The sequence below is a fragment of the Massilistercora timonensis genome (assembly GCF_048354975.1).
Classification (GTDB): Bacteria; Bacillota; Clostridia; order Lachnospirales; family Lachnospiraceae; genus Massilistercora; species Massilistercora timonensis.
The window spans coordinates 1-19,793 of the sequence record NZ_DBGCJQ010000061.1 but is presented as its reverse complement, the minus strand read 5'-3'; the positions used below and the strand labels follow the sequence as shown (position 1 = coordinate 19,793).

Here is a 19,793-nt window from a genome sequence, read left to right as displayed (position 1 = left end):
CTTCCTCCTTCCCCAAAGTCAACTTTCCTCTTCTGTTTTCATTATAGAAGGGGTCTATCCCTGATTTCTATCATGCTTCTGTAAAATGAATGTTAACGAAACCACACAGCGATAAAATTTACCAAAATTTTCTTTATTTACAACAATATTTTCAGAGATTTTGCTCTTGAAATCTGAAATCGCAGGACTATAATAAAGGCAAAGATTGATATATATTTAACGATTCATTTCAAAGGAGGAATTCATATGGCAAGGCTCAGAATGATGCGGGCGCCGCAGAAATACGTGCAGGGAAAGGATTCTCTTCTCCATTTCCACGAAGAGATGAAAGATCTGGGAAACAAATGGCTGTTCATCTGTTCCAACAGCGGCCACAAGATGTGCCACGACAAGATCGAGAAGAGCTTTGAAGGGACAACGGACATCCGCCGTTATGAAATCTTCGGTGGAACTTCCAGTGTAGGAGAGATTGAGAAAATGCGTAAGATTGTCCGGGAAAACGGGCTGAATGTAGTAGTCGGCGTAGGCGGAGGCTCTGCCATCGACACCGCCAAAGCGACTGCGCATTATGAGAAGCTTCCTGTGGTGATCATCCCCACGGTAGTTGCCACCGACGCCCCCTGTACCGGGCTGTCTGTGATCTACAATGACGACAAGACCTTCAACAGCTATCTGTTCTACCCCAAGAACCCGGAAGCCGTGATCGTGGACAGCGACGTGATCGCCAAAGCTCCGGTCCGCTTCCTGGTAGCCGGCATGGGCGACGCCCTGGGCACTTATTTTGAAGCCAGGGCCTGTGAGCGCACCGACGCTCCCAGCCTGGAAAACGGCGGGATCACCCAGTCCGCCATGGCTCTTTGCCGCCTTTGCTATCAGACGCTGAAGGAATACGGCGCGGCCGCCAAAACAGCCTGTGAACACAACGTGGTCACACCGGCTCTGGACGCCATCATCGAAGCCAACGTCTACCTCTCCGGCGTAGGCGCCGACAACGGCGGTCTTGCCGTCGCCCATTCCTTCTACAACGGCCTGACCGCCCTGGGCGGGCACAGCGCTCCCCACGGAAACTGCGTGGCCTTCGGCACTTTGGTCCAGCTTGTCCTGGAGCGGGCGTCCAAAGAAGAATTCAAAGAGGTTCAGGACTTCTGCATGGAAGTAGGGCTTCCGGTCACACTAAAAGAGATCGGCATCACCACGGAAGACCAGATCCGTGTGATCGCAGAGAAGTCCTGCGTGGAAGGCGAATCCATCCACAACATGGTAGCCGACGTAACGCCGGATCAGTTATATGCGGCCATCATCGCCGCCGATGCGCTGGGCCGGGAAGCGCTCCAGAACATGGACAGATAATCTCTCAGGGAACTAAAAGGCAGAGCATGTATCTACATGCTCTGCCTTTTCTCCGTCTATCCCAACATTTCTATGTATTCCTCCAGGCAGATCCCCTGTGAATACATCTCCTGCGCCGCTTCCTTCCCCACATATCGGAAGTGCCACGGCTCATTGATCGCCCCTGTGATCTCTGTTTTGTCGGGAGGATACCGTCTGATAAATCCGTACTTCCAGGAGTTTTTCTCAAGCCATCCGTATACAGAGTCCCTGGAACTATACTTGGTATCTGCGTTGATGTCTACCGCTATCCCGATCTGATGTTCACTGGTGCCCGGAACCGCGACCCATTCTTCCGCCAGTTCTCTGGCTTCAGATCTGGAATGTCCCTCATTTACATACGCTTCGGTTTTTTCCTCTAATAGCTGCCGCTGCTTTTCTTCTGTCCGGTATCCTGCCGCCACAAAGAGATGTAAACCTTTGGCCCTGGCGTCGTCAAACATATCCTGCAGACTGGGATAGATCCTGGAATCCACTTTCTCCCCATTGGATAATTCCGTCAGCTCAAATTCATAATTATCCGGTATATAGTTGTCCCTGTTGACCAGGATCAGATTCCATCCATTCTCCAGGCTGGCCGTCTTTTTGAACCCCAGCCTGCCGGCACATATCAGGATCCCGCAGCCTGCAACCGCAAGCAGCGCCAGGATCATAAGAAATCTTCTTATATGTCTTCCTTTGCGTCTTTTCCTGTATCTGCCCATTATTTTATCTCCGCCTTCCTGTACAGCCGGTAGACCAGCGGGATCAGAAGCAGCGCCACTACAAAGTACAGCGGCAGGATAACACTCGAAATATTCATAACCTGCCCGCCGATCTTTGTAAGGCTAAAGTTGCGAAGTCCGTCATAGATATTAAACAGTTTGTCCGGGAAGAAGGAAAAGACCGTCGCCAGCGGGACAATCCTGCTCAAAAAGGGAAGGAAACAAATGATGAAAACGGGTACAAGCGCGGCGATCACTGTCGAGCGGGTCAGCACAGAGACCAATATGGCCATCCCGGAAGTGAACAGCATACCCACATATCCGCCCGCCACGATCATAAGGTACCCTTCCAGTATGGTAATATTATAGCTGCTCCTCCAGAAGTCCAGCTGGATCGGACAATTTGCCCCGTCCGGGCCAAGGACAAAAAGTACAATGGCAGTGTACAAAAGGGTAAATACAACGTATAACACCGTAGAGACCAGAAATCCTGCGCCGATCTTCGCCCGGACCGCTTTATTTCTCCCCAGTTTTGTGGAGAAAAAGACGGCGTCTGCTTTTGTCTGAAATTCCTCGGAAAACATCCCCGACAGGAAGAACCCTGCAACCAGCGCCAGGATCATAAGAAACGTAGGGAGACTCTGCTGCAGAGCGCTCCACCCGTCAAAATATTCATAGTAAAGGGGCGTGTCCAGATCCTGATATTGGGCGATCAGGTACTCTTTTTCTTTGTCCGTATAATACTCCCCGCCGAAATCCAGATATTCCTTCAGATTGGCGATCCGCTTCTCATAGACGGCAGCTGCTTCCTCTTCCGTAATATTATCGATCGCGAAGTAATCGTATTTGCGCCAGGGACTGTTTGCGCTGTTGATCAGATCCGCGACTCCCCACAGACCCTGACATTCATAATACGCTTCCTCCTCCCCTTCTTCTGCGTAGATCCGGTGCTTTTCCCGGTAAACCTCCCGAAAAACATCTTCTGTCAGATATCCTTTCCATTTATTTTTCTCTTCCCTGAGGGCCCTTGCGGCCGTGATCCCCGTTATATGGTTCTGGTTTTCATCCACATATTCTACCTGGTCAATGGTCAGCATGGACACGGCCACAAGGACCGCCAGCAAAACCAGCAGCGCTACTTTATTTCTGGCCTTGGAAAATATTTTCAGGATTTCAAATCTTATCATGGTCGCCACCTGCCTTCTCTCCAAAATAGTGCAAAAACACATCTTCCAGTGTAGGCTGTACCGGAGTCGCTTCCGGGAGCGGCTTCCTGGAAGAAATGATCCGCAGTTCTGCCTTTCCACCCTCTGTCTTCATATTTGAGATCTTATACTGACTCATCAGCGGACCTACCATCTGCTTTTCCACATGACAGATCCATACCATTTCCGGCATGGCATCGATCACCTGGTCCACGGATCCCTGCTCCAGGATCCTTCCGTCTTTCATCAGCCAGATTTCATTGGCGATATACTCGATGTCTGAGACAATATGTGTGGATAACAGGACCAGCCGTTCCTCCGACAGCTCGCTGATCAGATTGCGGAAGCGGATTCGTTCATTGGGGTCAAGCCCGGCCGTCGGTTCGTCAAGAATCAGTATTTTGGGATTATTTAACATGGCCTGGGCGATCCCCGCGCGGCGCTTCATCCCTCCGGACAGATTCTTCATTTTCTTGTTCTTGGCATTCGCAAGACCCACCTGGGAGAGCAGAAGATTCGTCCTTTTTTTCGCCACCATCGGCCGCAGGCCTTTTATGGAAGCGATATAAAGCAGATAATCTTTCACCGTAAATTCCGGATAAAACCCAAATTCCTGGGGCAGATACCCCAATAATTTCCGATATTCGCTGTCCAGCTTAAATATGTCTTTCCCCTGATAAGTAATCCTTCCCTCCGTGGGCTTCATAAGTGTACAGAGCATTCGCATTAACGTGGTTTTCCCCGCCCCGTTCACTCCAAGCAGCCCGTAGACTCCATTTGTCATCGTAAGGCTGACATGATCTACCGCCGTAAAATCATGGAATCTTTTTGTCAGATCATCGAGTCTTAATTCCATCTGCAGACACCTCCCAATACATAAAACAGCTTTTTAACACCCTATATACAGCAATCCCCAGATAAAGCAGCGCAGCCGCCAGCAACCCGATCCAGACAGGGACTGTGATCCATCGGTAAATGGCTTCATTTAAGATGACCAGAAGCCAGATGGCGCTCCACAGGACGCACAACGTAACCGCCCCCGCCTCATTGATCTGTTTACTGGATAACGCGCGGAAGCAGACACAGGCGGTAATGGTCATGGGGAAAAGGAACTGGATCAGAAGATCCGTTATGGCAACGTCCAGAAAGGACACCGTCAACCCGATGAACAACGTGAGAAATAAGGTGTCCGCCGCTCCAAACAGGATCATCCGCGCGGCATAGATCCTGCGGAGGGAGTAATAGGTGGAAGATTCAATCTCCATGCTCTGATACATCCGGTTCTTCCACATCTCGGGCATGATAAGGATCACAAACAAGGACGCGATGATCCCCATGCTCCTCTGAATATAGTAATCCTCCTGTACCGACACCAGAATGGTCCACAGCAGGAACAGCACAGCCAGCTGGCATACCCACCATCTGTATTTGATCAGTCTAAACTGCGACCATATAAATTCATGGAAGGACAGCAAACGCTTCTGCTCTGACAGGAAAAATGCCTCTTTCGACTTCCGGATAGTTTCCTGTACCTTCTCTTCCTGTATTTCCACAGGTATTATTTTTCTGTAAGCCAGATTCTTCTCTTTGAACCACATACTCACACCTCCCTATAACAGTTCTTTCAGCAGGCGCTTCGCCTGTCTGAGCCGGTATTTCACCAGCGGGACGGTTATCCCAAGCTCTTCCGATATCTCTTGTATCTTCAGTCCTTCAAAATAGTAAAGGAGAATGACTTCTTTGAACTCTTCCGGCAGTTTCTCCAGCGCCGACCCGAGGATGATCCCATCCAGGACCTTGTCCGCAGGCTGTTCTTCCCCTTCCTTTTGCCCGGTCAGCTCTTCTTCCGGGACAGGGACGTCCCTTGCCTTTCTGACATAATCTACGCACAGATTGTGGGCAATGGTATAGAGATAATTCTTTACTTTTTCCTTGTGCCGGTAAGAAGAAAGAGCTGTAAAAAAACGGATGAACGTTTCCTGGGTCAGGTCGGCGGCATACCATTGATCCATACAGTGATAACTGCAGTAAGCCAGCACATCCTGATAGTACTTGCGGACAAAAATGTCAAAGGCCTCTTCCTCGCCCGACTTCATTCTTCTGATCAGTAAGAAATCCAAATCCATGGAACTGTTTCCTTTCCTCTTATGACCTTCTATCTTAAATAACGATCCAGGTAGGAAAAAAGATAGTCCTATTATGGTACTCCCCGCAAATTAAAATCCACGCAAGAAAAAATGAAGAAAGAGTGAGGATTTTTCCTCACTCTTTCTTCGTTTTTCTTTCCTGTCTCTTTTCTATCCCTGCGCCGCGAAATTCCCGGTATACAGCTGATAGTATTTTCCTTTCTCCGCGATCAGTTCGTCGTGGGTTCCCCGCTCGATGATCCGTCCCTGCTCCATGACCATGATACAATTGGAGTTCTTGACGGTAGACAGCCGGTGGGCGATGACAAAAGTGGTCCGCCCTGCCATCAGGGCGTCCATGCCTGCCTGCACCAGTTTCTCAGTACGGGTATCGATAGAGGATGTAGCCTCGTCCAGGATCAGCGCCGGCGGATCGGCAACCGCCGCCCGGGCGATGGCCAGAAGCTGCCGCTGGCCCTGGCTTAAGTTGGCGCCGTCCCCGGTCAGCATAGTATCATAGCCGTCGGGAAGCCTGCGGATGAATCCGTCCGCGTTGGCCAGCTTCGCCGCGTTGATACACTCCTCATCGGTGGCGTCCAGCTTGCCGTAGCGGATATTGTCCATCACTGTTCCGGTGAACAGGTGGGTATCCTGGAGCACCATGCCAAGAGACCGCCGCAGATCCGGCTTCTTGATCTTATTGATGTTGATCCCGTCGTAGCGGATCTTACCGTCGGCGATGTCATAGAACCGGTTGATCAGGTTGGTGATGGTGGTCTTGCCGGCTCCGGTAGCCCCGACGAAAGCGATCTTCTGTCCCGGCTTCGCCCAGAGGCTGATATTGTGGAGCACGATCTTCTCGTCCGTGTAGCCGAAGTCTACATCATCGAAGACCACGCCGCCTTCCAGTTTCGTATAGGTAACCGTCCCCTCTGCCTTATGAGGATGTTTCCAGGCCCACAGGTTGGTGCGGGTACTGGACTCGGTGAGATTGCCGTTCTCGTCTTCTGTTGCGTTCACCAGCTCCACATAGCCTTCGTCCACCTCCGGCTCCTGATCCATCAGGTCGAAGACTCTCTGGGCGCCTGCCGCCGCGTTGACCACGAAGTTGATCTGCTGGCTCACCTGGGTGATGGGGTTGGTAAAGCTCTTGTTCAGGCCCACGAAGGTTACCACCGTACCGATGGTCACCCCTGCCAGTCCGTTGATCCCAAGGATCGCGCCTACGATGGCCACCAGGGCATAGCTGATCCAGCCGATATTGGCGTTGATGGGCATCAACAGGTTGGCGTACCGGTTGGCCTTGTTGGCGCTGTCACGCAGCTTCTCATTTACCTTGTGGAAGTCCTCCATTGCCTTCTCCTCATGGCAGAATACCTTCACCACCTTCTGGCCGTCCATCATCTCTTCGATAAATCCGTCCACCGCGCCAAGGTCGATCTGCTGACGGATAAAGTATTTTCCGGACAGCTTGGAGAAGTTGGAGGTCACCAGGAGCATCACCACGGCCGTCAGGATGGAGATCACCGTCAGAGCCGGGTTCAGGATCAGCATGGTCACCAGCGTAGCCGTCATGGAGATCAGCGAGTTGATGATCTGAGGAATACTCTGGCTCAACAGCTGCCGCAGGGTATCCACATCGTTGGTGTATACCGACATGATATCGCCGTGGGCGTGGGTGTCAAAATATTTGATGGGAAGGGCTTCCATCCGGGCAAACAGGTCGTCCCTGAGATGGAGCATGGTTCCCTGGCTTACATTGACCATGATCCGGTTGTAGGTAAACGCAGCCACCACACCGATGGCCATGATCCCTGCCAGCTGGAACAGGTCTCTTGCCAGGCTGCTGAAATCATCAGAGCCTGTGTTCAGCATAGGCATGATATAATTATCCACCAGCTTCTGGGGAAAGGTGGCTCCCACCACGGTGGCCACCGCATTGATGAGAATGCAGGCGATCACCAGCAGGAACAGGTATTTATAATAGTGAAGCATATATCCGATGACCCGGCCCACCAGTCTGGAGGCGGAAGCTACTCTGGGTCTTCTCTTCTTTTCGTTCATAGATCAGTTCTCCTCCTTCCTTCTCTATGCCGGCTGGTCGAAGTCGCCGCCGCCCTCGATCTGTGAATTGAAGATCTCCTGGTAGATGGCGTTGTGTTCCAGCAGGTTCTCATGGGTGTCAAAGGCGTCGATCCGTCCGTCGTCCAGCACCAGGATCCGGTCTGCGGACTGCACGCTGGAGACACGCTGGGCGATGATGATCTTGGTAGTTCCCGGGATCTCCCGGGCGAAGGCCGCCCGGATGCTGGCGTCTGTAGCCGTGTCCACAGCGCTGGTGGAATCGTCCAGGATCAGAACCTTAGGCTTCTTCAACAGAGCCCTTGCGATACACAGCCGCTGCTTCTGACCGCCGGAGACGTTGGAGCCGCCCCTTTCGATCCAGGTCTCATACCCCTTGGGCATCCGGTCGATGAACTCATCGGCGCAGGCCGCCTTGCAGGCCTCGATACATTCTTCCTTAGTGGCCTTTGGATTGCCCCAGCGCAGGTTGTCAAGGATGGTTCCGGAGAAGAGGGTGTTCTTCTGAAGCACTACAGATACCTGGTCACGCAGGACCTCGGTGTCATACCGGCGCACATCCACGCCGCCCACACAGACGGAACCTTCGTCCACATCGTAGAGCCGGCAGATCAGGTTCACCAGACTGCTCTTTCCGGAACCGGTGCCGCCGATGACGCCGATGGTCTCTCCGCTCTTAATATGAAGATCGATATCCGTCAGCGCATTCTTGCCGCTGCCATGTTTGTAGGAGAAATTCACATGGTTGAAATCAATCTGCCCGTCGGCCACTTCCATCACCGGATCCTCCGGGTCGGTCAGGTCCGGCTTCTCATCCAGGACTTCGCCGATCCGTCGGATACTGGCCATGGACATACTGATCATAACGATCACCATGGAGAGCATCATCAGGCTCATAAGCAGCGACATAATATAACTGAACAGACTGGTCAGGTCACCGGTGGTAAGAGAACCACCTACAATAAACTTCGCTCCCAGCCAGGATACAGAGATGATACAGAAATAAACTGCCACCATCATAGCCGGCGCATTGAAAGCCAGCAGGCTCTCCGCTTTCACCGAAAGGTCCCGAAGCATTTTGGAAGCCCTTGCAAACTTCTCATTCTCATGCTCCTCCCGGACAAATGCCTTTACCACCCGGATGGCGGTGACATTTTCCTGTACGCTGGCGTTCAGGTCATCGTACCTGCGGAACACTTCCCGGAAAATCTTAAGCGTTACTACCATGATAGCTCCGATCACGATCACCAGGAAGACCACCGCGATCAGGAACATTCCGCTCAAGTGGGGGCTGATGATCAGGCACATGGTGAAACTGAAGATCAGGTTCAGCGGCGCCCGCACCGCCACACGGATCACCATCATGAACGCGTTCTGCACGTTGGTAATATCTGTGGTCATACGGGTCACCAGACTTGGCACGCTGAATTTGTCAATATTGGAAAAGGAAAAGGTCTGGATATTGGCGTAGATGGCCTCCCTTAAGTTGGCCGCCAGCCCGGAGGCCGCGCTTGCCGCATCCTTTCCTGCCAGTCCGCCGAATGTCAGGCTTAAGAACGCCATCACTACCATCATCCCGCCAAACCGGTACACAACCCCAAGGTCCTTGGCCTCCAGCCCCTGGTCGATAATGATCGCCGTAATAAACGGCATCAGGATCTCCATGATCACTTCCAGGGCGGTAAGACCGATACACCGATAGGTGTCCTTCTTATAAATTCCCAGCTGTTGTATAACTTTTCTCACTGTAAGATAACCTCCTGTCTTCTTTGATCGTTCCCTCCCCTGCGTCCGCAAGACGCTTCAGGATCCCCCAGAGCCGCCTTCGCTCCCCGGGTTTCAGCGCCCCACAGAAAGCATTCTCCATCTCGTCCGCCTTCCTTAAGAACTCCTTGCCCTCCTCCAGCAGTTTGGGCGTCGGGAACAGCTCTTTCCTGCGGATATCCTGCGGGTCCTCCTGAAAAGAAAGATACCCTGCGTTCCGCAGCTTCTTGATCAAACCGGAGAGCGCTGATTTGGAGACTCCGGTCTCATGACACAACTCGGTAAGATAAGTCCCTTCCCGGTGATGTCTCAAGAAATACACCATGAAATAAACCTGGAAACCGCTCATGCCTTTATACCGGAGAACAGATTCCAGCTGCGACGTCAGATCCAGATTGAGCTTACGGATCAGCAGGATCAGATCTTCCGCCTGAATATCCCCCGTCATTTTCCATCAACACCTCCTGTAGATTCTTCTGTTTAATGGTTCGCCGTCAAACTGTTCTGCGGCGAATCATTTACCATAGATGATTTTATCTCTGAATCCGGAAAATGTGAAATTCAAATTTCTTATCTTCTATAAATATTGTTTATAGATCTGCCTGAAACAATGGCACAGAAAAAAGAAGCCCGCAGGCTTCCTTTCTTTCTGTTACAAAATGCCGGAAAACTTCACCGCATTGTAGATATTGATCAGGACGATCACCGCCATCAGGAAGATGAACAGCTTGTCCACCCCTTTTTCGCTGATCTTCTTGTTGATCCTGCTGCCGATGGTCCCTCCCAGGATCCCGCCCACGATCATCACTGCCAGGTAGGACAGCTTCATGTGGGGGATATTCCCGGTGGCGCAGGTCTGCACCAGGCTGGTGATCTGGGAGAACAGGATGATATAGAGGGAACTTAAGGCCGCTTCCTTGGTGCTCATGGAGAAGAAGTATCCCAGCACCATCAGGTTGATGGGACCTCCGCCGATGCCAAGGAAACTGGACATGATCCCAAGAAGCAGGCCGATCAGGACGCACAGCCAGATCTGGTCGCATTTCCTGGTGTGGATCTTTTCTTTATATATGGTATAAAAAAGAGTGGCCAGGGTAATGGCGATCAGCACCAGCGCCTGGGTCATCCCCACCAGGTTCTCGTCTCCCACCGCTTCCTTCAGAGACTGGAACATGGCTTTGCCGGCCACGCCGCCTGCCGCAGCCCCGATGGCCAGTGATGTGGCGATCTTAAGATCCATCCGGGCAGTTCCGGAACGCAGGTTCTTATAGACGGACACCACAGACATGGCAAGTACCGTGCAGCCGGACAGAAAGCTGATACTGCTCACGCTCATGACTCCCAGCGCATCCAGCACCGGCTTGATGATCACGCCGCCTCCGATCCCGCAGATGGAGCCGGCAGTGGAAGACAGAATGCTGACCGCGAAAAATACCAAAACCATAACCATAATTTCTCAACCTCTTCTTTCTTATATTTTCCCTGGATTCGCTTGCTTTTCCACTCCAATTGTATTATTGTTAAGACAAAGTAACGATTTCTAAAAGATTCACAGCAATATTATAACAATAAAGGAGTTATTATGAAACAGCCAAATATTATTTTACTGATGACGGATCAGCTCCGGGCTGATGCCCTGGGATACGCGGGACACCCGGATGTGAAGACCCCCTACCTTGACACCCTGGCTTCCCGGGGCGTGAATTTCGACCGGGCCTACAGCGCCTGCCCAAGCTGCATCGCTGCCAGGGCAGCCCTGCACACCGGCATGGAGCAGAGCCATCACGGCCGGGTAGGCTATGAGGACAATGTACCCTGGAGATACCCCCACACCATGGCAGGCGAACTCGCCAAAGCCGGATACTATACCCAGTGCGTGGGCAAGATGCACGTCCATCCCCTGCGGAACTACCTGGGCTTCCACAATGTGGACCTTCACGACGGCTATCTCCACTCCGCCCGCTACGGCCATGTTCCTTACCGGGAGTCACAGTTTGTAGCGGACGACTACTTCCACTGGCTCCGCCAGGAGCTGGGCGCCGACGCCGACGTGACGGATACAGGCATCGACTGCAACAGCTGGGTGGCCCGCCCCTGGACCCATGAGGAGAAATATCATCCCACCAACTGGGTGACGGACCGGTGCCTGGATTTCCTCCGGCGAAGAGACCCGGACCAGCCCTTCTTCCTGATGGCCTCCTACCTGCGGCCCCATCCGCCTCTGGACGCGCCTCAGTATTACTTCGACCTCTACAAGGACAAGGATCTGCGCAAACCCTTCGTTGGCTCCTGGGAGACCGATCAGTTCCTCAGGCGGGACGGCCGTATCTTCGACTCCAAGACAGGACCCATTGATCCAGAACTGATCCGGCAGGCCCAGATCGGCTACTACGCCTGCATCACCCATCTGGATCACCAGATCGGAAGGCTTATCATGGCCCTCATTGAGCAGGAAGTCTACGACGACACCGTCATCCTCTTCACCGCCGATCACGGCGAAGAGCTGTGCGATCACCATATGTTCCGTAAGTCCCGGCCTTACGAGGGGAGCTGCCGGGTTCCCTTCTTCCTCACCGCCGGGAAGAACACCGGCCTTCACATCACCCCTGCTTCCACCTGCCACAGCGTAGTGGAACTGCGGGATGTGATGCCCACCTTACTGTCCCTGGCAGGCGCGCCGATCCCGGATACGGTGGACGGATATGACCTTCTTCCCCTGGCCCGGGACCCGGAAGAGACCGTGCGGCCCTGGCTCCACGGAGAACATTCCTACGGGGAGTTCTCCAACCACTGGATCGTCACCGAAACTGACAAATACATCTGGTTCCCTGTCACCGGACAGGAACAGTACTTTGACCTGGCAAGCGACCCACACGAGCTGACTGACCGCATAGACGATCCGGAAGTCCGGGAACGCGTCAGTTATCTGCGCTCCTGCCTGATCCAGAGCCTTACCGGAAGACCGGAAGGCTTTACCGACGGCGAGAAGCTGATCCCCGGCCGTCCTTACCCGGAGACCATGGACCATCTCCGCCAGGCAGACTGATAGCATTTACAGACAAAGGAGTTTTTATGAGTCACAGACAATATTCCATGCAGAGCACCGATATCGAGAAGCTGGACGCCAACCTTCTGTCCATCTCTCATTCCAAAGATGAAGGCGACTGGCAGAGCGTTTTCCATTCCCACCCGTTTACAGAACTTTTCTATGTAGTCAGGGGGGAGGGGAACTTCCTCTTCTATTCGGAGACCCACTATATCAAAACCGGAGATCTTGTGATCATACCGCCGCATATTGAACACACGGAACAGTCGATCAAAGGGATCCCCCTGGAGTATTACGTGATCAGTGTAGACGGCATCGCCTTCCAGAAGGAGGGAGAGCAGACCTGTGTGCAGGTATTCTGTAATTTTAGTGACAAAGCCTTGATGGCCACCGTATTTTCTCAGATTTTCTTTGAGATGACCCATCCATCCTATGGCTCGGACATGATCTGCCAGAACCTGTTCGAAATCCTGCTCCTGTGGATCATCCGGTACCACCATGTAAATCCGGTGCCCATTTCTTCCACTTATATGACCAAGGAGTGCGCTCAGATCAAGGACTATCTGGACAGTAATTACGCCGACCACATCACTTTGGATACACTGACGGAACTGACCCATATGAATAAATACTACATGGCCCATTCCTTTTCCAGATATACAGGCCAGTCTCCTATCCAGTATCTCAACAACCGGCGTATGGAAGCGGCCTGCACACTTCTGACGGACACAGATTACTCCATCTCATCCATCTCGTCCTCAGTAGGCTTTTCTTCCCAGTCTTATTTTGCGCAGGCATTCCGGAAGAAATACGGGATAACGCCCGTTCGATACCGGCAACTCAACTCAGGTGAAAATGAACCGGATCCTTCGAAAGCTGCCCTCTAGGGCAGCTTTTCTTTTGCTCATTGAACGCGTGCCGCCAGGTATTCCAGCCTGGCGATGCTGTAAGCGAAGAAATCCTGGTAAGCCTCACAGTAATAGTTCGTAAGATTCCCATTCTCCTCATAACAATCTCTCCGGCAGCCGCCGCGGCACAAGGGATACCAGCGGCAATCCGGACACCTTGCGTCCCGCTGGTCCGGACGGGCAAAAAATCCCCCGGCTCCCTCTCCGGCAGCCGCCTGCTCCAAAAACCTCTCAAAATCCGCCTCCGGATCCCGGATATTCCCCATCAGCCAGGGATCCATGGCGTAAAAATCACAAGGGTACACAGACCCGTCGCTCTCGATCACATTCTGCATGCTGCAGCGTCCGTACATGCTGCAGGCCTCCGGCTGGGCCCCGGTGAGCATGTCCACATAATTCTCAAACTGCCGGATATAGACCGGCCGGCCTTCCATCCGGTCCTGGAACCACAGGTCAAAAAGCTCCTTCAGCGCTTCCCCGTACATCCGGGGCGTCAGGGACCAGTCTTCCTGTCCCCGCTCCTCCCCCGCAGGATCCAGACATGGAATGTACTGCTGGTGCAGCAGGCCTTTGCGTCCAAAAAACCGATAGATGGCTCCAATGCGGGGCGCCGTCTGGGCATTCAGCACGCACAGCACATGGAAGGGGATCCTGTATTCCTCCAGTTTCAGGGCACATTGGAAAACCTGGGAGAATGTTCCTTCTTCCTTATGGTCCACCCGGTTCTCATCGTGGGTTTTTCTCACCCCGTCCATCGAAAGGCCTACCAGGAAATCTTTCTCCTTCAGGAAGGCAAACCATTCCTCGTCCAATTCCGTCCCGTTGGTCTGAATGGTATAAGCCACCTTCTGCTCCGGTCTCTTTTGTTCCTCCACCAGATGCGTAAACCGCTTATAAAAAGACAGACCTGCCAGTGTCGGCTCCCCCCCCTGGAAGCCGAACACACAGGTCTGTGCTGCTGCAAGCGTTTTCCCCACGATCGCGCTCATCGTCTCTTCGCTCATTTTCCCATGATCCGCGACGGCACGTTTGGCCGCCTCGTCTTTATAGAAACAGTATCTGCAATTCAGGTTGCAGGCAGAAGAAACCGGCTTGATCAAAAGCTGCAGCTCTATCATATCTCGTACCAGTAGATTCCGTTGGCCTCCAGATCCAGGTCGAAGCTGGTGCCGTCGCCACGGTATACCGTAGTACTCTGCGGTTCATAGGTATTATTTACCACGCAGTATTTTCCGTTCTTCACGTAAGCGTGCACCTCTACATTGTAGTTGGTGCTGAACCACTTGTTCACTTCCGCCTCATCGTGGGACGCCCACAGGATGGAACGGTACAGCAGTCTGCTGTTCTCAAAGCTGTAGGGAAGACCGCTGATATATACGGTACGCCCGCTGCCAAACTCATTGACCGCAAGCTGCACTTCCTTCTCGATCTGCTTTAAGATGGTGGTCCCTTCGTAAGCATAGATATTCTTCTTGCCCTCGCCGAAGTCGATCTCTCCCTGGCAATCCTCGGTGATGAAATGGTCGTGCTCTTCCCAGTTATATTTATCCACATTCAGGGTAAATCCGTTCTCTTCCTCCACTCCCATCACGGTAGCCAGCTGGAAGAAGTGCCCCTGGTGCTGATGGGCCGCAGGCTCACCTACGCCGATGAAGCCGCCGCCGTTATAGATAAACTTCTTCACTGCGGTAATAATGGTCTCATCCGTCCAGTTCTCTCCGCCGGAGTAAGCAGTGTCCGCGTCTCCCACGTTCAGGATCACATCGATATCGTCCAGAACATGTGGATCCTTACGGATATCGTCAAAGCTTAGCCACTGCACGTCAAAGGGCGCGCCGCTTAACGCCTCGATAATGCCGGCGTAAGAATAGTTCTGCTTATGGTAGATAGCGTGATGCACCATGTGGTTGCCCCAGGCTCTCATCTTGCCCCAGCTGTTCAGCACAGCCACCTTCTTGACACAATACGGGGTCGTCCCCTTGATATTGTCATACAAGGTGCGGAATTCCTGGCATACGCTCTCCACATAATCAACGAATTCCGGGAACTGCATTGCCAGCTTCAGATAACCGCCGTATCCGATCCTGTCGATAGGCTTTCTAAGGATGGCTCTTCTTGCCGTCACCCAGTTCACTTTGGCCTCTTTCACCGGATCTCCACCCTCGTGGAACACATCCGGGAAGAAATACGGCAGAAGCCGTCCCTCTGTATATTTTACTCCCTCAATATCGCTGATAAGACGTAAGGTGGCTCCATTTCCCACACTTCCTACCACCGCGTCCAGTCCTACTTTTTTAAACTCATCCAGGAAAGGCTCCATGCCGATCCAGTGGTCTCCCAGGAACATCATGGCTTCCTTGCCGCACTCATGGGTGATGTCCACCATCTCTTTGGCCAGTTTCGTCACTTCTCTTCTCTGGAAATCCTGGAAATCCCGGAATTCTTTGGACGGGATACGATAGGTATTATTCATATATCCCTGGTCGATGATATATTCCGGGCGGAACTTGTAGCCCACTTCCTTCTCAAACTGCTCCAGGATATAGGGGCTCACGGATGCAGAATATCCGTACCAGTCCACATATTTCTCCCGGGCAAGCTCATCGAAGATCAGGGTAAACTGATGGAAGAAGGTAGTATAACGGATCACATCCACATGTGGGTTGTCCGCGATAAATTTCCGCAGACGCTCCATGGAATATTTGTGGGTCTTGGGCTGGCGCACATCAAAGGTGATCTGCTTCTCAAAGTTGGTCCAGCCGTTGGTCACCGCATTGTACATATGCACCGGATCCCACATAATATAGGCCAGGAAGCTGACCGTATAGTCGTGGAACGCTTTTGCCCCGTGGATAGTCACATTTCCGGTCTCTCCGTCGTAAGTCCACTGGGATGCCGGGACAACCTCTCCTGTGGTGCGGTCGATCACTTCCCACCATCTTGTGATGTCATCCCGGTCATTTACCTTTAACATGTCGGGATACAAATGATCCATCAGATGAACGGACAGCTCCTCATCCACAGCGGTATAAAAAGGTGTCATAATATACATCTGCTGTATCTCATCCGGATTGGCTTTGGCCCACTCATTATCCTTTCTGGTTGTATAATAAGTGGAGTAGACTTTTGCGTCTACATGTTTGAGTTCCTCCGGATAGTCAGTACCGTCGCAGTCGCGGATGGCGTCCGCGCCCCAGCGTTCTACCAGTTCCAGAGTCTCCGGCACCACATCTACGTCTGTTGGAATTGTAACTCTGCCTTTAGTCTGTGATTTCACATTGTTCTCCTTTCAATCTTACATTCCGTCGTTACTTATATCTGCGATTGTAAATGAATAACAGGACCAGTAATCCCGCCAGCCCGGCAAGCTCCATGCAAAGGCCGGTGGCGCTGATATTCTTCTGTCCAACAAAGATCAGGGCGAGACAAACGAAAAATACAATGATCATGATCACATTTCTTACAACATTACTCATTCTCTTCTCCTCCTAACCTTTCAGTCCGCCAAGCGTCATACCCTTGGTCAGCTGTTTCTGTACGCATACATACAGGATCAGAACAGGGATCATAACGATCACAAGACCTGCATACATGATACCGTAGTTGGTAGCTGTCCTCTCCACTGCCATCAGGTTCTTCAGTCCGACAGCCAGCGTACTGTTCTCGTCCATCAGGGTAAATGCGATGATGTACTCATTCCAGAAGGACAGGAACTGGAACAGGATGACGGTGATGATACTGGGTTTTGCCATGGGGATCATGATCTTCACCATGGTCTTAAAGTATCCGCATCCGTCTATGTAGGCCGCCTCTTCATATCCCTTGGGCAGTGTCTTAAAGTATCCGCTCAGCAGGTAGATCGAGAACGATAAGGAGCTGGACGCATAAACCAGGGACAGGACAAACCTGTTATCCAGGAAAAACTCCACTCCCAGCATCCGGTTTGCGCCGGAGAGCATCAGGAAGATCGGTACTACGATATAGTTAACATTTACAAACAAACCTGCCATAAAGGCAATATTTAATATTTTCTTTCCCTTAAAGTCAAACCGGGACAGCGCATAGGCCGCCGGAAGGGCGATCGCCAGAAGAAGGACCAGGGACAGCGCTGTTACGAGGACAGAGTTCAGGAAGAATTTGCCCATCTCCGCATCCACAAACGCAGTCACATAGTTCTGCCACTGAAGCTGTTCAGGCAGCGCCCAGGGATTGGTCCCCTTTCCGATAAACTCAGCATTCCGCTTGAAGCTGGCCATAAATACCCATGCTACAGGAATGATGATGGAGATCGTCATAACGATCAGCGCGGCATATACGATGACTTTGAACAAAGCTTTCGTTGCCGGATTCTGCTTTTTCATACCTTGGGCCCTCCTTTCTAAAATTCCAGAACTTCTCTGTCTGTGATCTTATTGACAACTGCAGCAAGTACAAACGAGAAAAGGAATACCACTACGCCAATGGCCATACCATAGCCATATACGCCTGCGCCATATGCCTGTTTGTACATATAGTTCAGGAATACTTCCGAATGGCCGTTGGGACCGCCGTCAGACATGATCTGAACGAACTGGAAGCTCAAGTTGATCGTACTGATGATGTAGAAAGTAAGGGTAGTCCGGATATTGCTCCAGATCAGCGGAAGCGTTACCTGGAAGAACATCTGGATCTCGGTGGAGCCGTCCAGGGCTGCCGCCTCGTAAAGATCCTCCGGGATCGCCGCCATACTGGCCATATACATAACCATGTAATAACCGATCGCCTGCCATACCAGCGCAAAGATGATGGAATACAGTACGATCTTCTGATCTCCCATCCACTGGTGTGCCAGAGAGTCCAGCCCGATGGCTCTTAAAAAGGTATTAAGAAGTCCGGTGCTGGGATTGTAGATCGCGCCGAAAATACCGGCGATAACTACGATACTTAAAATATTCGGAATATAAAAGATAACGCGGAAGAAGTTTTTCCCTTTAAACTTGCCGCGGTGTAAGATCGCGCCGAATAAAATTGCAAAAAAGATAGTGAACAGTGTTACAAGTACAATGATCGCGATCGTATTCTGCATAGCCTGCAGGAAATTTTCATCTCCTATCAGGGATTTAAAATTGTTGAAGCCAACAAATTCCTTTTTGTTGGTGATACCGCCCATCCGGTACAGCGACATTCTGAATACGTTGAACGTCGGAATAAAAATAAAGAGTGTTACAAGAATGGCAGCCGGCGCTATACAGCAGAACACGAACCGCCCCTGCGCCTTTTTTTGATTCATACCATTTCTCCTTTCCTTTGAAAAACGGTGAGCAGATCACTCACCGTTTTCCCACACAAATGCTTTCGCAGTTTTTATGTTTCTTATTCCATTGCGCCTGCGCACTGTGACCAAACATCAACAAGCTGCTTCTGCCACTCGTCAACGCTCATATCGCCTGTGCTGACAGAATCGATCGCTCCGTATACGGAACCTTTCATATCCAGACCTTCGATCGGAGCTGTGGTTGCCCATGTTCCTGTTACAGCAACAACATCGTCGCCTGTCTGGAAGCTTGTCTTAATAACGCCTTCCGGAAGCTTCTCTGCAGCGCCCTGAACCGGTACTACGATCGGTGCGTCGGACTCTTCTCCGGTCTCAGCGTTTGTTGTCTTGTTTGCAAGGCAAAGGTCAACAACAGTGTCGGAGTACATGAACTTGATAAATTCTTTTGCAAGGTCAATGTTCGGTGCATCCGCCGGAATCCACATCTGCTCTGTAAAGGTGTAAACAGCCTGAGACTCGTCAGCGCTCCACTTCGGAACTCCCATTACGCCCCACTCATAGTCGCTCGGTGTGGAGTTAGCCATCTCGCCAACTACCCAGCTTCCGTTCGGCATAAAGAGTGCATCGCCGTCGATAACTGCCTGCTGGTTAACCTTGAATCCGCCGTCAGTATTGGCATTGGATACGGTGTCTGCCCACAGGTTGTCAGAAGATACCAGTGTTGCGATGGTGTCAAGAACTTTCTTTCCTTCGTCAGAAGTCCAGGTGTTCTCATCATAGGTCAGCGCGTTGTTGTAGAAGTCTGTTCCGCCTGCCTGAGCCAGCATTGCATACATGGTTGCATCAAAGTATCCCGGCTGAGGATAGGTAAACAGGGCTCTTCCGTCTGCCTTAGCCTGCTTGCCAAGTTCGAAGAACTCATCCCATGTGGTCGGTACTTCGTATTCTTTTCCTTCACCAACCAGTGTCGCATTGTACCAGAAACCGGTCTGTGTATAGAAGATAGGAGCCAGGTAGATCTTGCCGTCTCCATACGGCTGAGCTGCGGTACCATCCAGGATACCTTCTACCATCTTGCCCTTCAGCTCATCATCGAAAACATCTGAAATGTCAGCTACTGCTTCCTCTTTCAGCATGGTCTCTGTGAATCCGCTCTCCTGACCCAGGTTGTAGTAAACAACGTCCGGAACATCTCCGTTCTGGATCTCTTTTGTCAGAACCTGATCAAGCTCGGAAGAAAGCTCCAGTTCTACTTCGCAATCATACTCTTCCTCGAAAGCTGCTGTGATCTTCTCCCAGATCTCAGCTCCGTTTC

18 protein-coding genes are annotated in these 19,793 nt (G+C 51.7%); 3 read left to right on the top strand and 15 right to left on the bottom strand.

Features of this window, described 5'->3' with window-relative positions:
- Positions 1-246 precede the first annotated feature (246 nt).
- Positions 247-1,350, top strand: coding sequence for a glycerol dehydrogenase (locus ACML7B_RS05260; protein WP_418539587.1), 1,104 nt, complete (start codon positions 247-249; stop codon positions 1,348-1,350).
- Between the two features lie 56 nt (positions 1,351-1,406).
- Here the strand turns inward: ACML7B_RS05260 and ACML7B_RS05255 are convergent, their stop codons facing one another.
- The 9 genes from ACML7B_RS05255 to ACML7B_RS05215 form a co-directional block, all read right to left on the bottom strand.
- Positions 1,407-2,042: a M15 family metallopeptidase gene (locus ACML7B_RS05255; RefSeq protein ID WP_418539585.1), complete on the bottom strand. Its 636-nt coding sequence runs from the start codon at positions 2,040-2,042 to the stop codon at positions 1,407-1,409.
- Between the two features lie 50 nt (positions 2,043-2,092).
- Positions 2,093-3,280 (bottom strand): ABC transporter permease, encoded by a 1,188-nt coding sequence (locus tag ACML7B_RS05250; protein WP_418539583.1) that lies wholly within the window; start codon positions 3,278-3,280, stop codon positions 2,093-2,095.
- Entirely contained in the window at positions 3,267-4,154 is an 888-nt protein-coding gene (locus ACML7B_RS05245; RefSeq protein ID WP_418539581.1) for an ABC transporter ATP-binding protein, read from the bottom strand. Before ACML7B_RS05245 ends, ACML7B_RS05250 begins: the two co-directional genes overlap by 14 nt.
- A complete protein-coding gene (locus ACML7B_RS05240) occupies positions 4,135-4,896 on the bottom strand; it encodes a hypothetical protein (protein ID WP_418539580.1) in 762 nt (253 codons plus the stop codon). The genes ACML7B_RS05245 and ACML7B_RS05240 overlap by 20 nt, the downstream gene beginning before the upstream one ends.
- A gap of 12 nt (positions 4,897-4,908) precedes the next feature.
- The gene (locus ACML7B_RS05235; protein ID WP_418539579.1) at positions 4,909-5,424 is read right to left on the bottom strand and encodes an RNA polymerase sigma factor; all 516 of its coding nucleotides are present in this window, start codon (positions 5,422-5,424) and stop codon (positions 4,909-4,911) included.
- Between the two features lie 171 nt (positions 5,425-5,595).
- Positions 5,596-7,488 carry an ABC transporter ATP-binding protein gene (locus ACML7B_RS05230; protein ID WP_418539577.1) on the bottom strand — a complete coding sequence of 631 codons (1,893 nt, stop codon included), beginning with the start codon at positions 7,486-7,488 and terminating at the stop codon, positions 5,596-5,598.
- A 24-nt stretch (positions 7,489-7,512) separates the two neighbouring features.
- The gene (locus tag ACML7B_RS05225) at positions 7,513-9,252 is read right to left on the bottom strand and encodes an ABC transporter ATP-binding protein (protein WP_418539575.1); all 1,740 of its coding nucleotides are present in this window, start codon (positions 9,250-9,252) and stop codon (positions 7,513-7,515) included.
- Positions 9,218-9,718: a MarR family winged helix-turn-helix transcriptional regulator gene (locus ACML7B_RS05220; protein ID WP_418539573.1), complete on the bottom strand. Its 501-nt coding sequence runs from the start codon at positions 9,716-9,718 to the stop codon at positions 9,218-9,220. Before ACML7B_RS05220 ends, ACML7B_RS05225 begins: the two co-directional genes overlap by 35 nt.
- Positions 9,719-9,922: 204 nt before the next feature.
- Entirely contained in the window at positions 9,923-10,720 is a 798-nt protein-coding gene (locus ACML7B_RS05215) for a sulfite exporter TauE/SafE family protein (RefSeq protein WP_346707575.1), read from the bottom strand.
- A 132-nt stretch (positions 10,721-10,852) separates the two neighbouring features.
- On the opposite strand from ACML7B_RS05215, the gene ACML7B_RS05210 reads away from it, so the two are divergent.
- Positions 10,853-12,316: an arylsulfatase gene (locus ACML7B_RS05210; RefSeq protein WP_418539571.1), complete on the top strand. Its 1,464-nt coding sequence runs from the start codon at positions 10,853-10,855 to the stop codon at positions 12,314-12,316.
- Between the two features lie 26 nt (positions 12,317-12,342).
- The gene (locus tag ACML7B_RS05205) at positions 12,343-13,203 is read left to right on the top strand and encodes an AraC family transcriptional regulator (protein WP_346707573.1); all 861 of its coding nucleotides are present in this window, start codon (positions 12,343-12,345) and stop codon (positions 13,201-13,203) included.
- 17 nt (positions 13,204-13,220) lie between these two features.
- Here ACML7B_RS05205 and ACML7B_RS05200 read toward each other — a convergent pair whose 3' ends face one another.
- The 6 genes from ACML7B_RS05200 to ACML7B_RS05175 form a co-directional block, all read right to left on the bottom strand.
- Positions 13,221-14,342, bottom strand: a complete 1,122-nt coding sequence (locus ACML7B_RS05200; protein WP_418539569.1) for a radical SAM protein — start codon at positions 14,340-14,342, stop codon at positions 13,221-13,223.
- Complete coding sequence (gene gnpA / locus ACML7B_RS05195; RefSeq protein WP_418539567.1) at positions 14,339-16,501, bottom strand: 1,3-beta-galactosyl-N-acetylhexosamine phosphorylase; 2,163 nt, start codon at positions 16,499-16,501, stop codon at positions 14,339-14,341. Before gnpA ends, ACML7B_RS05200 begins: the two co-directional genes overlap by 4 nt.
- A 31-nt stretch (positions 16,502-16,532) precedes the next feature.
- On the bottom strand, positions 16,533-16,700 hold the full coding sequence (locus ACML7B_RS05190) for a DUF6903 family protein (RefSeq protein WP_165697948.1): 168 nt from the start codon (positions 16,698-16,700) through the stop codon (positions 16,533-16,535).
- 12 nt (positions 16,701-16,712) lie between these two features.
- The gene (locus ACML7B_RS05185; protein WP_418539565.1) at positions 16,713-17,585 is read right to left on the bottom strand and encodes a carbohydrate ABC transporter permease; all 873 of its coding nucleotides are present in this window, start codon (positions 17,583-17,585) and stop codon (positions 16,713-16,715) included.
- A gap of 17 nt (positions 17,586-17,602) precedes the next feature.
- On the bottom strand, positions 17,603-18,493 hold the full coding sequence (locus tag ACML7B_RS05180; RefSeq protein ID WP_346707570.1) for a sugar ABC transporter permease: 891 nt from the start codon (positions 18,491-18,493) through the stop codon (positions 17,603-17,605).
- Between the two features lie 83 nt (positions 18,494-18,576).
- A partial coding sequence (locus ACML7B_RS05175; RefSeq protein ID WP_418539564.1) for a carbohydrate ABC transporter substrate-binding protein occupies positions 18,577-19,793 on the bottom strand: 1,217 nt, incomplete at its 5' end.

Excerpts from the sequence above, each read along its gene's own strand:
- ACML7B_RS05260 (WP_418539587.1), top strand. The coding sequence starts at position 247 with ATGGCAAGGCTCAGAATGATGCGGGCGCCGCAGAAATACGTGCAGGGA.
- ACML7B_RS05255 (WP_418539585.1), bottom strand. The coding sequence starts at position 2,042 with ATGATCCTGGCGCTGCTTGCGGTTGCAGGCTGCGGGATCCTGATATGT.
- ACML7B_RS05250 (WP_418539583.1), bottom strand. The coding sequence starts at position 3,280 with ATGATAAGATTTGAAATCCTGAAAATATTTTCCAAGGCCAGAAATAAA.
- ACML7B_RS05245 (WP_418539581.1), bottom strand. The coding sequence starts at position 4,154 with ATGGAATTAAGACTCGATGATCTGACAAAAAGATTCCATGATTTTACG.
- ACML7B_RS05240 (WP_418539580.1), bottom strand. The coding sequence starts at position 4,896 with ATGTGGTTCAAAGAGAAGAATCTGGCTTACAGAAAAATAATACCTGTG.
- ACML7B_RS05235 (WP_418539579.1), bottom strand. The coding sequence starts at position 5,424 with ATGGATTTGGATTTCTTACTGATCAGAAGAATGAAGTCGGGCGAGGAA.
- ACML7B_RS05230 (WP_418539577.1), bottom strand. The coding sequence starts at position 7,488 with ATGAACGAAAAGAAGAGAAGACCCAGAGTAGCTTCCGCCTCCAGACTG.
- ACML7B_RS05220 (WP_418539573.1), bottom strand. The coding sequence starts at position 9,718 with ATGACGGGGGATATTCAGGCGGAAGATCTGATCCTGCTGATCCGTAAG.
- ACML7B_RS05215 (WP_346707575.1), bottom strand. The coding sequence starts at position 10,720 with ATGGTTATGGTTTTGGTATTTTTCGCGGTCAGCATTCTGTCTTCCACT.
- ACML7B_RS05210 (WP_418539571.1), top strand. The coding sequence starts at position 10,853 with ATGAAACAGCCAAATATTATTTTACTGATGACGGATCAGCTCCGGGCT.
- ACML7B_RS05205 (WP_346707573.1), top strand. The coding sequence starts at position 12,343 with ATGAGTCACAGACAATATTCCATGCAGAGCACCGATATCGAGAAGCTG.
- ACML7B_RS05200 (WP_418539569.1), bottom strand. The coding sequence starts at position 14,342 with ATGATAGAGCTGCAGCTTTTGATCAAGCCGGTTTCTTCTGCCTGCAAC.
- ACML7B_RS05190 (WP_165697948.1), bottom strand. The coding sequence starts at position 16,700 with ATGAGTAATGTTGTAAGAAATGTGATCATGATCATTGTATTTTTCGTT.
- ACML7B_RS05185 (WP_418539565.1), bottom strand. The coding sequence starts at position 17,585 with ATGAAAAAGCAGAATCCGGCAACGAAAGCTTTGTTCAAAGTCATCGTA.
- ACML7B_RS05180 (WP_346707570.1), bottom strand. The coding sequence starts at position 18,493 with ATGAATCAAAAAAAGGCGCAGGGGCGGTTCGTGTTCTGCTGTATAGCG.